Source organism: Streptomyces griseus (genome assembly GCF_900460065.1).
Classification (GTDB): Bacteria; Actinomycetota; Actinomycetes; order Streptomycetales; family Streptomycetaceae; genus Streptomyces; species Streptomyces griseus.
In genome coordinates this window covers 82385-97559 of record NZ_UAVD01000001.1, presented here as the reverse complement: position 1 = coordinate 97559, position 15175 = coordinate 82385, and the positions used below count along the sequence as shown (strand labels likewise).

The window sequence follows — 15175 nt, the reverse complement described above, 5'->3', positions numbered from 1 at the left end:
TTCTCATGAACGCTGAGGCGAAGGGCGGTCGCAGTGCCCAACTCAAACACACCGGTCTGCGCCCCGGCTGGACGACCGGCGCCTGTGCGACGGCGGCGACGACGGCCGCGTACACGGCACTGCTGACCGGCGACTTCCCGGACCCGGTGACCATCACCCTGCCGAAGGGCCAGTCACCGGCGTTCGCGCTGGCGGTGGAGGAGCTGACGGCGCAGGGGGCGAGCGCCGGGGTGGTGAAGGACGCGGGCGACGACCCCGATGTGACGCACGGGGCGCTCGTGCGGTCGACCGTACGGAAGCTGCCGCCCGGCTCCGGTGTGGTGTTCCGGGCGGGCCCCGGCGTGGGTACGGTCACCCTCCCCGGTCTGCCGCTGGACGTCGGGGAGCCCGCGGTGAACCCGGTGCCGCGCCGGCTGATGCGCGAGCACGTGGAGCGGGTGGCGGCGGAGCACGGCGGGACGGGGGACGTGGAGGTCACGGTCTCGGTCGACCACGGCGAGGAGATCGCCCGCTCGACGTGGAACGGGCGCCTGGGCATCCTGGGCGGCCTGTCGATCCTCGGCACGACGGGCGTGGTCGTCCCCTACTCCTGCTCGGCCTGGATCGACTCGATCCGCCGGGGCGTGGACGTGGCGCGGGCGGCGGGCCTGACGCACGTGGCGGGCTGCACGGGCTCGACGTCGGAGCGGACGGTGGTGGCGGAGTACGGTCTGCCGGACATCGCGCTGCTGGACATGGGGGACTTCGCGGGCGCGGTCCTGAAGTACGTACGCCGCCACCCGGTCGACCGCCTCACGGTCTGCGGCGGCTTCGCCAAGCTCTCCAAGCTCGCGGCGGGCCACCTGGACCTCCACTCGGCCCGCTCCCAGGTCGACAAGCCCTTCCTGGCCGCCCTGGCCCGCACGGGCGGCGCGAACGAGGAACTGGCCTCCCGGATCGCCACCGCCAACACGGGCCTGGAGGCGCTGCGCCTGTGCGAGGCGGCGGGCGTTCCCCTGGGCGACCTGGTGGCGGCCCGGGCCCGCGAGGAGGCCCTGAGTGTGCTGCGGGGCGCGCCGGTCGCGGTGGACGTGCTGTGCGTCGACCGGGCGGGGGTGGTGGTGGGGCGGGGGTAGTCCCCCCGCGGCCGGCCAGGCTCCTCACCCACGCCCGCGGGGCCGGGGCCCGGCGGTTCCCCACGCGGACGACGACCCGATCGGCCGTCCACGATCCCCGGCGGCGGCCCCGCCGGGGGTCTCTCGGAACCAGCGGGCCCCCCGCCGTCACTTCCTCCAGAACAGGTGGTGCGTCATGCCGCTCGGGCTCGGGACGACGTCCAGGTGGTAGCGGTCGCGCAGGTCGTCCGGGGAGTCCCACAGGTGCAGGCCGGTGCCCAGCTTCACCGGGGCGACCGCCACGTGGAGGGTGTCGATCAGGTCGGCGTCGAGGAACTCGCGGATCGTGGTGACGCCGCCGCCGAGCCGGACGTCCTTGCCGTCCGCCGCTTCCCGTGCCCGGTCCAGGACCGTCGCAGGGTCGGCGTCGACGAAGTGGAACGTGGTGTCGGAGAGCGTGAACGAGGGGCGCGTGTGGTGGGTCATCACGAACACCGGGGTGTGGAAGGGGGGTTCGTCGCCCCACCAGCCCTGCCACGCGTGGTCCTCCCACGGGCCGCGCTGCGGTCCGAACTTGTTGCGGCCCATGATCTCCGCCCCGATGTTCTGCGCGAAGTCCCGTGTGAAGTAGTCGTCCAGGCCGCGGGTCCCGCCCGGATCGGTGCGGTTCGGCCAGCTCGCCGTGGCGCCCGCCCAGGAGAAGAGGCGGCCCGGGTCGACGTGGCCGAACGGCCGCTCCAGCGTCTGGTCCTCACCGGCGGCGATGCCGTCGCTCGACACCGTGAAGTTCTGAACTCGCAGAAGTTGCGTCATGCCGTCCGTCCTCCTGTGCTCCGTGCTCTGGGGTTCTCCGTCGTAGGACCGGGATCGCCGCCTCAACTCATCGGTCCGACAGCGTCCGCGGGTCTCTCCCCCCACTATCGTCTCCCGCCCCCCCGTACGCTGCTGAGCCGCACCGCCTCAGCGTTCACCAGGGGAGCCCATGAGCGATCAGCCCGACCGGAAGCCGTTCCTGTACGTCGTCGTCTGCGCGGCCGGCGTCGCCCGTGACGTCGACCGGCTCCTCGTCGCGGCCCGGGACGCCGGCTGGGACGTCGGCGTCGTCGCCACCCCGCAGGGGCTCGGTTTCCTCGACGCGGCGGCCGTCGAGGCGCGGACCGGATATCCGATCCGCTCCGGGTGGCGCGCCCCGGGCGACCCCCGCCCGTTCCCGGATCCGGACGCCATCGCCGTCGCGCCCGCCACGTTCAACACCGTCAACAAGTGGGCGGCCGGGATCTCGGACACCCTCGCCCTCGGCATCCTCTGCGAGGCGTACGGGCTCGGCGTGCCCACCTGTGTGCTCCCGGCCGTGAACGCGCACCTCGCCCGGCACCCCGCGTACGCGGAGAGCCTGGCCCGGCTGCGGAGCATGGGGGTCCGGGTGAGTGCCCGCGCACCGCACACGCCCAAGTCCGGGGAATCCGCAGCCTTCCCCTGGGAAGAAGCCCTGGAGCTGCTGGCGTCCCCGTCCTGACGACCCTCGACGGTTTTTCGCCGCCCGATAAGGTAATGGCCGGATAAAGAGATCGCCAAGTGCGCGCGCGCCGCCGCACGTCTCGGGAGGAAGCCATGGGAACCCGCCGTACGTCACTGCCCGGAGTGGGTGCTCAGTACGACTTCACGACCGAGACGGGCCAGCACATCTCGGTCGTCGTCCACCACGACGGCCGCCGGTTCATCGGGTTCTACGAACAGGACGATCCTGATGCGTGCCAACTGTCCGTCCCCCTGACGACGACCGAGGCCACCGCCCTCGCGCACCTCATCGATCCGGCGCCGATCGACGCCGTACGGACCGAGGGCATCGACCTCGTCACCGAGCACATCCCGCTCGGGTCCCGCTCCCCCTACGGCGGGCGGCTGTTGGCGGAGACGCGGGCACGGACCCGGACCGGGGCGTCCATCGTGGCGGTGCTGCGCACCCACAGCGCGCACCCGTCGCCGGAACCGGATTTTCGACTGGCCATCGGGGACACACTCGTCGCCGTCGGTACGCGTGAGGGCGTGGACGCGCTCTCCGAGATCATTGCGGAGGGCTGACCGTGCATGACACGACTGCGTTGCTGGTGGAGTTGGGGGCCGTCATCCTCGGGCTGGGGCTCGTGGGGCGGTTCGCCGGGCGGATAGGGCTCTCCCCCATCCCCCTGTACCTGCTCGCCGGGCTGGCGTTCGGGCACGGCGGGCTGATCCCGCTCGACGCCAGCGAGGAATTCACCATGGTGGGCGCCGAGATCGGCGTCATCCTGCTGCTCCTGCTGCTGGGCCTCGAGTACAGCGCGTCCGAACTGGTCACCAGTCTCAAGACGCAATACCCCTCGGGCGCCGTGGACTTCTTCCTCAACGCGACGCCCGGCGCCGTCGCCGCCCTGATCCTCGGCTGGGGGCCCGTGGGGGCCGTCGCGCTCGCCGGGGTCACCTGGATCTCCTCGTCCGGGGTGATCGCCAAGGTCATGACCGACCTCGGCCGGCTCGGCAACCGGGAGACCCCCGTCATCCTCGGCGTCCTCGTCATGGAGGACCTGGCGATGGCGATCTACCTGCCGTTGCTCACCGCCATGCTCGCCGGAGTCAGCCTGGCCGGCGGCAGCCTCGCGCTCGTCATCGCGCTCGGGGCCGTCGGGCTGGTCCTCTACCTGGCGCTCCGCCACGGCCGTCTGATCAGCCGCGCGGTCTCCTCCGACAACCCGGAGATGCTGCTCCTGGTCGTCCTCGGCCTCACCGTCCTGGTCGCCGGTGTCGCCCAGCAGCTCCAGGTGTCCGCGGCCGTCGGCGCGTTCCTCGTCGGCATCGCGCTCTCCGGCGAGGTCGCCGAGGGCGCCCGCAAGCTGCTCACCCCGCTGCGGGACCTGTTCGCCGCCGTGTTCTTCGTCTTCTTCGGGCTCTCCACGAACCCGGCCGACATCCCGCCGGTGCTGCTGCCCGCGGCCCTGCTGGCCATCATCACCACCTTCACCAAGATCGGCACCGGCTACTACGCGGCCCGCCGTGCCGGGGTCGGCTCGCGCGGTCGCTGGCGCGCGGGCGGCACGCTCGTGGCGCGCGGTGAGTTCTCCATCGTCATCGCCGGTCTGGCCGTGGCCACCGAGCCGCGCATCGGTCCCATCGCGACGGCGTACGTCCTGATCCTCGTCATCGTCGGCCCGCTCACCGCCCGGTGGACGCAGCCCATCGCCGCGAAGATCGAGGCCCGGCGCGGCGGCGGCGACGGGGCCGGGAAGGACAAGGTCACGGGCGACGCGGAACAGGAGCCCGTCGCGAAGTCCGCGCCCGAGCGCCGGCTGCCGTCGCACGACGACCTCACTCCCGAACCGGCGGTCGAGAAGCGCGAGTAGCCACCCGCCCCCGCCGCTCCCGGCCCACGACGAAGCCCCCGGACGCCCCACGGCGTCCGGGGGCTTCGTCGTGAGGAGACCCCGGACCCCGACATCGACATCTACACGCCTGTAGAGTTGCGCGGGTTCCGGTTCCGGTCCGGATTCGCACCGCAACGTAGGGAGACGTCATGGCTCTGTGGGATCGCATCAAAGAATCCGCGTCGTCGATGCAGGCGCAGCTGGAGGCGAAGAAGAACGACCTGAAGTCGGGTTCGTTCCGGGACGCGAGCATGGCCATGTGCGCCCTCGTCGCCGCCGCCGACGGATCCATCGACCCGTCGGAGCGTCAGCGCGTCGCGACGCTCATCTCGACCAACGACGTCCTGCGGAACTTCCCCGCGGACGACCTGCAGCGCCGCTTCAACGCCTACGTCGACCAGCTCACCGCCGACTTCGCGTTCGGCAAGGTCAGCGTCCTCCAGGAGATCGCCAAGGCGAAGAAGAAGCCGACCGAGGCCCGTGCCGTGGTCCAGATCGGCATCGTCATCGGCGGCGCCGACGGCGACTTCGACCCGTCCGAGCAGGCCGTCGTGCGGGAGGCGTGCTTCGCGCTCGACCTGCCGCCGCACGAGTTCGACCTGTAGGGCCCACCAGGACCGCCGGTGCGGTCGCGCGGTCCGGCCGACCACCGGTCCGCGTCCCCTCCCCACCGGCAGGCCGGGGGTGCGTCACCCCTGAGCACCCCCGGCCACACCCCCCGCCCCGGTACGCCGCCGCACCCGTCCGTCACAGCTCCTTGGCCGGCCAGTCCAGCAGCCGGGCCCCGATGACCGCCGTCTGCAGGCTGTAGCGGTGCATCGGGTCCGAGGGGTCGGACCCGGTGAGCTGGTGGATGCGCTCCAGGCGGTACGTCAGCGCCCGGACGCTCAACGCCAGTCGGCGGGCGGTCTCGGCGGCGACACATCCCGCGTCGAAGTAGACCGCCAGTGTGTTCAGCAGCGGTTCCGCGCCGCCCCGCGCCTTCTGGAGCGGGCCCAGCTCGCTGCGCACCAAGTCGGACATGGCCTGCCGGTCCCGGGTCAGCACCGGGTAGACCATGAGGTCCGAGGCGTACAGCACGGGCTCGTCCATGCCCATCCGGTCCGCCAGGTCGAGGGCTTCGAGCGCCTCGTCGTACGAGTGGACCACCCCGCCGGGACCCTTGTGCGGGCGGCCGACCGCGACCTGGCCGCCGTCCGTCGCCGCGTGCGCCTGCTTGGCGAAGTAGCGCAGGACGTCGGGCTGACTGCCCGGTGCGATGCAGACGATCCGGCCGTCCTTCGTCGTCAGCAGGATCTTGCGCCCGCTGAACCGCGTCAGCAGCGCCGCCTCCACACTGCGCGGCACCGCGTCCGTCTCCGTGTACGCCTCCGGGCCCGAGGCCACCGCCACCGCGTGCGCCCGGGAGAGCCGCAGGCCGAAGCGGGTCGCCCGCTCCGCGAGCCGGACCAGGTCGCTGCGGCCGTAGAGCAGGTCGTCGATGAACTCCCGGCGCGCCGCCTCCTCCCGCCGTACGGTGAGGCGTTGGGCCCGCTCGAAGCCTTCCGCGAACGCGTCGACCGCCTGCTCCACCGCGGCCAGGACGGCGTCGGTCGTGGCGGGGGAGTTTCCGGCAGCCCCGCGTGGCCAGGCTTCACGGGTCTGCGCCAGATGCATCGTCACCAGAGCGCGGAGCTGATGGCCCGCGTCCGCCGCCGCACGGCCCAGCGCACGGCGAGCTTCCAGTTCGTCACGGGTCAGACGACGGCCGGTAAGGGCGACTTCACCCAGAATATGGCCATAATTGCCCAGTGTTTCCTCGGGAATCCTCAGCTCGGCCACGCAGTCTCCTTCAGCCTTGCAACAGTCCTGTCATTTCCCCAACGCACGCGGGGCAGTGCCGGTGCCCGGCATTAGTGAAGCGTAAAGATTGCCGGGTTCCGGCAATGCGCTGCGCGGGTCCCGGATGACAGGATCAGGTCAGCAACAACACGGGGGAAGCACACGGGGGAACACGGGGGAGCACGGGGAACGGAGGGGCGAAAGCCCCTCCCGGACCCGGGACCCCGGGCGCCGGATCCCGGACCGTCCACGGGGGATCGGGGACGGTCCGGGATCCGGAATCCGGCGCGAGGAGTCCCGAGGGGGACGAACCGGCCGCCGCGCCCGGCCTGTCAACCGCCCGGCGACCGGCGGCCGCCCCCGTATCGAATCGCACGGACGCGCACCGCCTCGGGGCCGGTGCGCAGAACCGCAGGGGGTGGGACCGATGGACGAATTCCTGAGCGCGGCACTCGGATTCCCCGCCGTCGTCTTCGGCGCCGCCCTGGTGGTCGTCGTCTGCTTCTGGCTGCTGGTGCTCGCCGGGGCCGCCGGCCACGACTCCTTCGACGCGGACCTCGACACCGGACCGGCCGGTCTCGGCGGCGTCCCGGTCTCCGTCACCGTCTCCCTGCTGGTCGTCTTCGCCTGGTTCGGCAGCGTGACCGGCACGGTTTTGCTGCACCGGAGCGAGACCGGCGGCACCACCCGCGCCGTGCTGGCCGTCGCCGTACTCGCCGGGTCGCTGCTCCTCGCCTGGGCGGCCGTCCGCCTCCTCGTCCACCGCTTCCGCCGGTACTTCCCGGCGGAACCTCCGCCATCCCGCCTGGACTTCGTCGGCAGCGTCTGCACGATCCGCACCGGCTCCGTCACCGCGAAGTTCGGCCAGGCCGAGGTCGTGTCGCACGACGGGTCGACGGCCATCGTGCAGGTCCGCACGGCCGAGCCGTTCCCGTCCGCCGCCTCCCGGCTCTCCGGGCCGGCCGCCGAGGAAGCGGCGCTCGTCATGGGCGGCTCCGGACTTCTCTACGCGTACGACGAGGACGGCGAGTTCTTCTGGGTCTCGCCCTACGACGCGACGCTCGATCCGGGCCCGAACCGCCGGCCGCACGAGCTGCCGGGCGGGTCGGCCGGCTGACCCGGACGGACCGACCGGACCGCGGGACCTCCGGGCAGCTCGTGCGGCCGGACCGCTGGACCACAGGAACGCCGGGCCACAGGACCGCCGAACCACCGGCTTCGAGCCCGGGTACCACCGCCGTCGCCCACCGGGCGCCCGCCCCCGTGACGGGCGGGCCGCCCCTCCACCTCGCTTGTGCCTCTCCGTACCGACAAGCCGCCAAGGACTCTTCAATGGATGCCATCTCCTTGGGCATCGGCGTGCTCATCGCCGTTGTCCTGCTCATCGTCATCGCCATCGCCTTCGTCATCACCCGGCTGTTCCGCAAGGTCGAGCAGGGCAAGGCTCTGATCATCTCCAAGACCAAGAAGGTCGACGTCACCTTCACCGGGGCCGTCGTCCTGCCCGTGCTCCACAAGGCCGAGACGATGGACATCTCGGTGAAGAAGATCGAGATCCACCGCGCCGGACGCGAGGGTCTGATCTGCCAGGACAACATCCGCGCCGACATCCAGATCACGTTCTTCGTCCGGGTCAACAAGACCGTCGAGGACGTCATCAAGGTCGCCCAGTCCATCGGTACGCAGCGGGCCAGCGACAAGGCCGCCATCCAGGAGTTCTTCGCCGCGAAGTTCTCCGAGGCGCTCAAGACCGTCGGCAAGCAGCTCGACTTCGTCGACCTGTACACCAAGCGCGAGGAGTTCCGGGACCGGATCATCCAGGTCATCGGGACCGACCTGAACGGCTACCACCTCGACGACGCCGCGATCGACTTCCTGGAGCAGACTCCGATGGCCCAGCTCGACGGGGCCAACATCCTGGACGCGCAGGGCATCCGGAAGATCACCGAACTGACGGCGATCGAGCACGTGCGGACCAACGAGTTCCAGCGCACCGAGCAGAAGGAGATCACCCGCCAGAACGTCGACGCCCGCGAGACCATCCTGGAGCTGGAGCGCCGGCAGGCCGAGGCGGAGATCAAGCAGCGCCGCGAGGTCGAGACGCTGCGGGCCCGCGAGGAGGCGGCCACCGCCCGGGTGCAGGAGGAGGAGCGGCTCGGTTCGCAGACCGCGTTCATCAAGACCGAGGAGCAGCTCGGCATCCAGCGCGAGAACCAGGCGCGGGAGATCGCCGTCGCGCAGAAGAACCGCGAGCGCGTCATCGCCGTCGAGAGCGAGCGCATCGAGAAGGACCGGATGCTGGAGGTCATCGGGCGCGAGCGCGAGACCGAGCTGAACCGGATCGCCGCCACCAAGGAGGTCGAGGCCGAGCGGCGCGAGGTCGCCGACGTCATCCGGGAGCGGATCGCGGTGGACCGCACGGTCGCGGAGCAGGAGGAGTCGATCCTCACCCTGCGCGCCGTCGAGGACGCCGAGCGGGCCCGCAGGTCGGTCATCATCGCCGCCGAGGCCGAGGCCCAGGAGAAGCTGGTCAAGGACATCAAGGCGGCCGAGGCGGCGGAGGCGGCGTCCGCGCACCTGGCGGCCGAGCAGCTCACGCTCGCCGAGGCGCGGCTCAAGACCGCGGACCTGGACGCGCAGGCCAAGCTGCGGCTCGCCGAGGGCGTCCAGGCCGAGACGGCCGCCCCGGGACTCGCCGCCGTACAGGTGCGGGAAGCGGAGGCCGACGTCACCGAGAAGGCGGGCCTCGCGGAGGCCGAGGCGACGGCGGCCCGGCTCAAGGCCGAGGCGGAGGGCGCGCGGCTCAAGGCGCTCGCCACGGCGGAGGGCACACAGGCCCAGGCGACCGCCGACGCGGCGGCCATCGGCGAGAAGCTGAAGGCGGAGGCCGCGGGGCTCACGGAGAAGGCGGCCGCGATGGCGGCGCTGGACGAGGCGTCGCGCGGGCACGAGGAGTACCGGCTGCGGCTCGACGCGGAGAAGGAGATCCGGCTGGCCGGTCTCGATGTGCAGCGGCAGGTCGCGGAGGCGCAGGCGACGGTCCTGGCGACCGGCCTGGAGAACGCGGACATCGACATCGTCGGCGGCGAGTCGATGTTCTTCGACCGGATCGTCTCCTCGATCTCGCTCGGGAAGGCCGTCGACGGGTTCGTCGACAACTCGGCGACCGCGCAGGCGTTGGCGGGGCCGTGGCTGGACGGTTCGTCGTCCTTCACGGACGACCTGAGCCGGGTGCTGGGGTCGGTCTCCACGGGTGACGTCCAGAACCTGACGGTGTCGGCGCTGCTGATGCGGCTGATGGGGGCGCCGGGTGCGGCGTCGGGCCAGGTGGAGCAGTTGCTGGCGGCGGCAAAGGAGCTGGGGCTCGCGGATCTGCCGGTGGGTTCCGCGGCGGCCGGTACGCAGCCGGCTCCCGGGGCGGTGTCGCTGAACGGGGCCGGGGCGAAGGGGTAGGACCGCCCGCACCACCACGTCCCGTCCGGCGTGAGAGGACGGAACCCCTGACCCGGGGGCCGGAAGGTCCCGGTGTGCGTCCCACGGGGGTGGGCGCACCAGGGCCCGGTCCACCCGTCAGGGGCGGACCCCCTCCGGGTCAGGGGCTCCGCCCTCGAACGCCGAACCGGCTGGATCTCCGGGGCCGGCCCGCGCGCCGGGAGCGGCCCACACCCCGGGAGCCGGCCCACATGCCGGGAGCGGGCCCACCAGCCCGACGGTTCCGTCCTCGAACGCCGGACGGGCCGGCACTCCGGGTCCGCGGCACATGACGAAGCACAGAGGGAGCCGTACGCATGGACAGCGACATCACCGACACCGCCACCGAGCCCCAGGGGCCGCAGGGCGGCCGGGGCGATGTGGACGCCGGCGCCTACGAGGTGCTGCGGCGGCGGCTCTCCGCGCAGGCCGGGGAGCTCGTGCGGCGGGCCGAGGCGCTCAACGTACGGCGGACCGAGGAGTTCGGCTCGACCGGGCTGCGGCTGCTGGCCACCGAGCAGGTGCGCACCGAGCACGCCTCCGTGCCCCGTGACCTCGTCGCCGTCGGCGGGAAGCTCCTCTTCGGGTTCGAGCGCGGCCCGGGCGCTCGCGGGGAGGCCGGGGTCGACGACGTCCTCCTCGTCCGGGACGCGGAAGGGGACGGCGAGGCGCCCGGGAACGGTGACACCCTCCTCGAAGACGACGGGTTCCGCCGCGCGTTCTCCTCCCTCCACCGCTACTTCCGCGACGCCCGCCTCCTCCGCCTGCGCCGCGTCGACGGCAGGCTCCTCGCCGTCTTCCGGACCGGCGAGAGCGCCGAGGACATCCGGGTGCTGCGCTGGGCGCTGGGCCCGGACGGGGCGCCGGGGGCGTTCCTGGACGCGCGGGGCGAGCGCGACCACGTCTTCCCGCCCTCCCACGACTTCGCGTGGACCGCGACGGGGCGCGAGGACCACGTCCCGGGACGCCATCCGCACATCGCGGTCGGCAAGGGCGGCGGACTCTTCGTCGACACGCTCGGCGGCACCCTCACCGTCAAGGTCGCCGACGACACCGAATCGCCGGACGGGATCTACGAGGAGCCCGTCGACGAGCCCTTGCAGTCGCTGGCCGACGCGGACGTCGAGTACGCGGAGGTCGGGCCGCTGGTGCTGCTGCGCGTGCGCCCGTACAAGGAGGACGCCTGGCGGCACCTGGTCGTCAACTCGCTGCTCGCCACCGTCCAGCGGCTCGACGGCATCGGCCCGTCCTGCCACCGGCTCCCCGAGGACCAGGGGATCATCTTCCCCGGCGGCTACTACCTCACCACCGGCACCGCGAAGACCTTCGACACGGCCGAGGAGCTGACCGAGCCGGTCTTCGAGGGCGCGGTCCGCTCGCCCAACGGGGAGGACGTGCTCTACGCCTTCCGCTCCCGCGACGGGCTCCGCACCCTCCTGCTGCCCTACAACCTGATCCGCCAGGAGGTCGCCACCCCGCTCACCGGGCGCGGCCACGCCCTGCTGGACGACGGGACGCTGGTCCTGCTCCGGGACAGTCCGGACGGGCCCGCCCGCGTGCACCCCTTGCAGCGCTGGGCGACCCCGTACGTCTCCGACACCTACGCCGCCGCCCGCCCCGCCGGGACCGGGCCGCTCGCCCGGACCGGCAACGCCGACCTGGTGCGCGGGATCTCCGACTGTCTCGCCCTCGCCCACGGCGTACGGGACATGACGCCGACAACCGCCGTCTACGGGCGGCTCGCGGCCGACTGCGCCCGGGCCCAGGACCGGTACCACTGGCTGTCCGACCCCGAACTGGGGTCCCTCGACGAGCCGTTGCGCGAGCTGCGGGCCACCGCGCAACAGGTGCTCGCGGAGTTCACCGCCGTGCAGGAGCTGACCCGGCGGGCCGCCGAGGCGCTGGAGGAGACCACCGCCCGCATCACCGCGCTGGTGCGCCGGGTACGCGGCGAGGCTCCCGGGTCGGCGTCCGCCTGGATCGAGCGGCTGAGGGAACTGCGCCGGGCCCAGGGCCACTTGGCGACCGTCGGCGACATGCGGTACGTCGACGTCGAGCGGGTGGCGGAGCTCTCGGCCCGGACCGGGGACGACATCGACTCGGCCGCCCAGCGGGCCGTTTCGTTCCTCGCCCGCGAGGACGCGTTCGACGGGTACCACGGGGAGATCGCGGAGCTCGTGGCCGAAGCGGGCGCGCTGGAGACCGTCCGGGACTCTTCCGCCGTGAGCGACCGGCTGTCCGCGATGACGGAGGGGCTGACCACCGTCACGGACGTCGTCGCCGGTCTCGACATCGGCGACGCCACCGTGCGGACGTCGATCCTGGAGCGGATCGCGGAGGTGCTGGGCGGGGCGAACCGGGCCCGCGCCACGCTCGACGGGCGCCGCCGGGAGCTGCTGTCGAAGGAGGGACGGGCCGAGTTCGCCGCCGAGTTCGCGCTGCTCGGGCAGGCGGTGACGGGCGCGCTGGCCGCCGCCGGCACCCCGGAGAGCTGCGACGACCAGTTGGCCCGCCTGCTGCTCCAGCTGGAGAACCTGGAGTCGCGGTTCGCGGAGTTCGACGACTTCCTCGCCGAGCTGGCCGAGCGCCGCACCGAGGTGTACGAGGCGTTCTCGGCGCGCAAGCAGACCCTCCAGGACGAACGGGCGCGGCGCGCGGAGCGGCTGGCCGGGTCGGCGGGCCGGGTACTGGAGACCATCGCCCGGCGGGTGTCCTCGCTGGAGGACCTCGACGCCGTCCACACCTACTTCGCCTCCGACCCGATGGTCGCCAAGGTCCGCCGGACCGCCGACGAGCTGCGCGAACTGGGCGACCCGGTACGGGCGGAGGAGCTGGACGGGCGGCTGAAGGCGGCCCGGCAGGAGGCGGGGCGCGCCCTGCGCGACCGCACCGAGCTGTACGCGGACGGCGGGTCGGTGATCAGGCTGGGCCGCCACCGGTTCGCGGTGAACACCCAGCCGTTCGACCTGACGCTCGTGCCCTCCGGGGAGGGCCTCGTCTTCGCGCTGACCGGGACGGACTACCGGGCCCCGGTCACCGACCCGGCGTTCGCGGCGGCCCGGCCGTACGGGGAGCAGCTGCTCCCCTCGGAGAACGCCGCCGTCTACCGCGCCGAGCACCTCGCCGCCCGGCTCCTCGACGAGCACGGGGCCGTCCGCCTCGGCTCGCTCCCCGAGGCCGAACTGCGCCGCCTGGTCAGGGAGTCGGCCGCGGAGGCGTACGACGAGGGGTACACCCGGGGCGTCCACGACGAGGACGCCGCCGCGATCCTCGCCGCGCTGCTGCGCCTGCACGCGGAAGCGGGGCTGCTGCGTCACCGAAGCGCCGTCCGCGCGGCGGCCCAGCACTTCTGGGCGTACGACGCGGACGAGCCGCTGCGCACGTCCTGGTCGAGGCGCGCGGTCTCCCTGGCGCGCGCCCGCGACACCTTCGGGTCGGCCCCGGCCATCGCGCGGCTCCGGGAGGAGTGGGCGGCGGCGATCGGCTCCCCGTCCCCGGCCGCGCCGGGTCACGCCGTCGCCGCGTACCTCTTCGAGGAGCTGACCACCGGGCCCGCCGGGTTCGTCGTGGGCTCCTCGGTCCGCGCCTTCCTGGCGGCCTTCCACCGCGCGGTCGGCCCCGACGCGTACGCCGAGGACCTGGCGGCCCTGGGCGACGACCGGGCCGCGCGCCGGCAGCTCGTGGAGGGCTGGCTCGCCCCGTACGCCGAGACCACCGGGGCCGGCCTCGGCGACGGCGACCTGGCGGAGGCCGTGGCGGTGGAGCTCTGCCCTGAGCTGGAGCGGTACGCGTGCGACGCGCCGCTCACCGAGCGCCTGGAGGGCCTGCTCGGCGACCACCCGCGCGTGGCGGGCGGGGCCCTCACCGTACGGATCGACGAACTCCTGGCCCGGACGGCCGAGTTCCGCGACGTCACCGTGCCCGGCTTCCGCGCCTACCAGCGGCTGCGCACCTCCCTGGTGACCGCGGAGCGCGGACGGCTGCGGCTGGACGACCACCGGCCGCGCGTGATGTCGGCGTTCGTGCGCAACCGGCTGCTCGACGAGGTGTACCTGCCGCTGATCGGCGACAGCCTGGCCAAGCAGCTCGGCACCGCCGACGCCGACCGGCGCACCGATTCCCAGGGGCTGCTGCTGCTCGTCTCGCCGCCCGGCTACGGCAAGACGACGCTGATGGAGTACGTCGCGGACCGGCTCGGCATGGTGCTCGTCAAGATCAGCGGACCGAACCTGGGCCACGACGTGACCTCCCTCGACCCGGACCGGGCCCCGAGCGCCACCGCCCGGCAGGAGATCGAGAAGATCAACTTCGCACTGGAGGCGGGCAACAACACGCTGCTCTACCTCGACGACATCCAGCACACCTCGCCCGAACTGCTCCAGAAGTTCATCCCGTTGTGCGACGCCACCCGCCGGATCGAGGGCGTGCGGGACGGCGAGCCGCGCAGCTACGACCTGCGGGGCAAGCGGTTCGCGGTGTGCATGGCGGGCAACCCGTACACCGAGTCCGGCGAGCGGTTCCGGATCCCCGACATGCTCGCCAACCGGGCCGACGTCTGGAATCTCGGCGAGGTGCTGAGCGGCCGCGAGGACGTCTTCGCGCTGAGCTTCGTGGAGAACGCCCTGACGGCCAACCCGGTCCTCGCCCCGCTGGCGGCCCGGTCCCGCGACGACCTGGCGCTGCTGGTGCGCCTGGCCGGCGGCAGCGATCCGGCAGCCCACGCGGAGCACCTGGAACACCCGTACAGCGCGGCGGAACTGGACCGCGTCCTGGCCGTGCTGCGGCATCTGGTCACGGCCCGGGACACCGTGCTCGCGGTGAACGCGGCGTACATCGCCTCGGCCGCGCGGACCGACGCCACGCGCACCGAACCGCCGTTCCGGCTCCAGGGCTCCTACCGCAACATGAACAAGATCGCCGAGCGGATCGTGCCCGTCATGAACGACGAGGAGCTGTCCGCCGTCGTCGACGACCACTACGCCGGCGAGGCCCAGACGCTCACCACGGGGGCCGAGGCGAACCTCCTCAAGCTGGCCGCGCTGCGCGGGACGCTCACCCCCGGCCAGGCGGAGCGGTGGGCGGCGATCACCGCGTCCTACGTCCGCACGCAGGCGCTCGGCGGCCCGGACGGCGACCCCATGACCCGGGCGGTGGCCGCGCTCGGCCTGCTCGCGGACCGGATCGCGGCGGTCGAGACGGCGATCCGGCGCGCGGCGGACCCCCGGCACCTCCTGGCCGGCGGGCACCTGGGCCCGTCCGGCGGCCCGAACGGGCCGGTGGACGGGCCCCCGGGGCCGGCGGGCGGGCAGCCGGGGCAGGGCCCGGGGGCGGGCGCGCTCGACGGACCGGCGGTTCCGGACCACCATGCGAAGATCACCAACACTCCACACTGAC

General features: G+C 73.1%; 10 protein-coding genes. 8 read left to right on the top strand and 2 right to left on the bottom strand.

Going from position 1 to position 15175, the window contains the following annotated elements; translation table 11 throughout:
• Positions 1–5 precede the first annotated feature (5 nt).
• A complete protein-coding gene (locus tag DTB53_RS00410) occupies positions 6–1115 on the top strand; it encodes a cobalt-precorrin-5B (C(1))-methyltransferase (protein WP_003968003.1) in 1110 nt (369 codons plus the stop codon).
• Positions 1116–1262: 147 nt separating this feature from the next.
• Here the strand turns inward: DTB53_RS00410 and DTB53_RS00405 are convergent, their stop codons facing one another.
• Positions 1263–1907, bottom strand: a complete 645-nt coding sequence (locus tag DTB53_RS00405) for a dihydrofolate reductase family protein (RefSeq protein WP_012380162.1) — start codon at positions 1905–1907, stop codon at positions 1263–1265.
• Positions 1908–2076: 169 nt separating this feature from the next.
• On the opposite strand from DTB53_RS00405, the gene DTB53_RS00400 reads away from it, so the two are divergent.
• The 4 genes from DTB53_RS00400 to DTB53_RS00385 all read left to right on the top strand — a co-directional run bounded on the left by DTB53_RS00400 (position 2077) and on the right by DTB53_RS00385 (position 5094).
• On the top strand, positions 2077–2610 hold the full coding sequence (locus DTB53_RS00400) for a flavoprotein (RefSeq protein ID WP_003968001.1): 534 nt from the start codon (positions 2077–2079) through the stop codon (positions 2608–2610).
• A gap of 95 nt (positions 2611–2705) precedes the next feature.
• Positions 2706–3176, top strand: coding sequence for a cation:proton antiporter regulatory subunit (locus DTB53_RS00395; RefSeq protein WP_012380161.1), 471 nt, complete (start codon positions 2706–2708; stop codon positions 3174–3176).
• A 2-nt stretch (positions 3177–3178) separates the two neighbouring features.
• On the top strand, positions 3179–4468 hold the full coding sequence (locus DTB53_RS00390; RefSeq protein ID WP_012380160.1) for a cation:proton antiporter: 1290 nt from the start codon (positions 3179–3181) through the stop codon (positions 4466–4468).
• A gap of 170 nt (positions 4469–4638) precedes the next feature.
• A complete protein-coding gene (locus DTB53_RS00385) occupies positions 4639–5094 on the top strand; it encodes a tellurite resistance TerB family protein (RefSeq protein WP_003967998.1) in 456 nt (151 codons plus the stop codon).
• 142 nt (positions 5095–5236) lie between these two features.
• Here DTB53_RS00385 and DTB53_RS00380 read toward each other — a convergent pair whose 3' ends face one another.
• The gene (locus tag DTB53_RS00380; RefSeq protein WP_012380159.1) at positions 5237–6310 is read right to left on the bottom strand and encodes a PucR family transcriptional regulator; all 1074 of its coding nucleotides are present in this window, start codon (positions 6308–6310) and stop codon (positions 5237–5239) included.
• A 427-nt stretch (positions 6311–6737) separates the two neighbouring features.
• Between DTB53_RS00380 and DTB53_RS00375 the strand changes: the two genes are divergently transcribed.
• The 3 genes from DTB53_RS00375 to DTB53_RS00365 all read left to right on the top strand — a co-directional run bounded on the left by DTB53_RS00375 (position 6738) and on the right by DTB53_RS00365 (position 15174).
• A complete protein-coding gene (locus DTB53_RS00375; RefSeq protein WP_012380158.1) occupies positions 6738–7427 on the top strand; it encodes a hypothetical protein in 690 nt (229 codons plus the stop codon).
• A 215-nt stretch (positions 7428–7642) separates the two neighbouring features.
• Positions 7643–9763 (top strand): flotillin family protein, encoded by a 2121-nt coding sequence (locus DTB53_RS00370; RefSeq protein WP_012380157.1) that lies wholly within the window; start codon positions 7643–7645, stop codon positions 9761–9763.
• Positions 9764–10098: 335 nt separating this feature from the next.
• On the top strand, positions 10099–15174 hold the full coding sequence (locus DTB53_RS00365) for a DNA repair ATPase (protein WP_012380156.1): 5076 nt from the start codon (positions 10099–10101) through the stop codon (positions 15172–15174).
• The last annotated feature ends 1 nt before the right edge of the window (position 15175 follow it).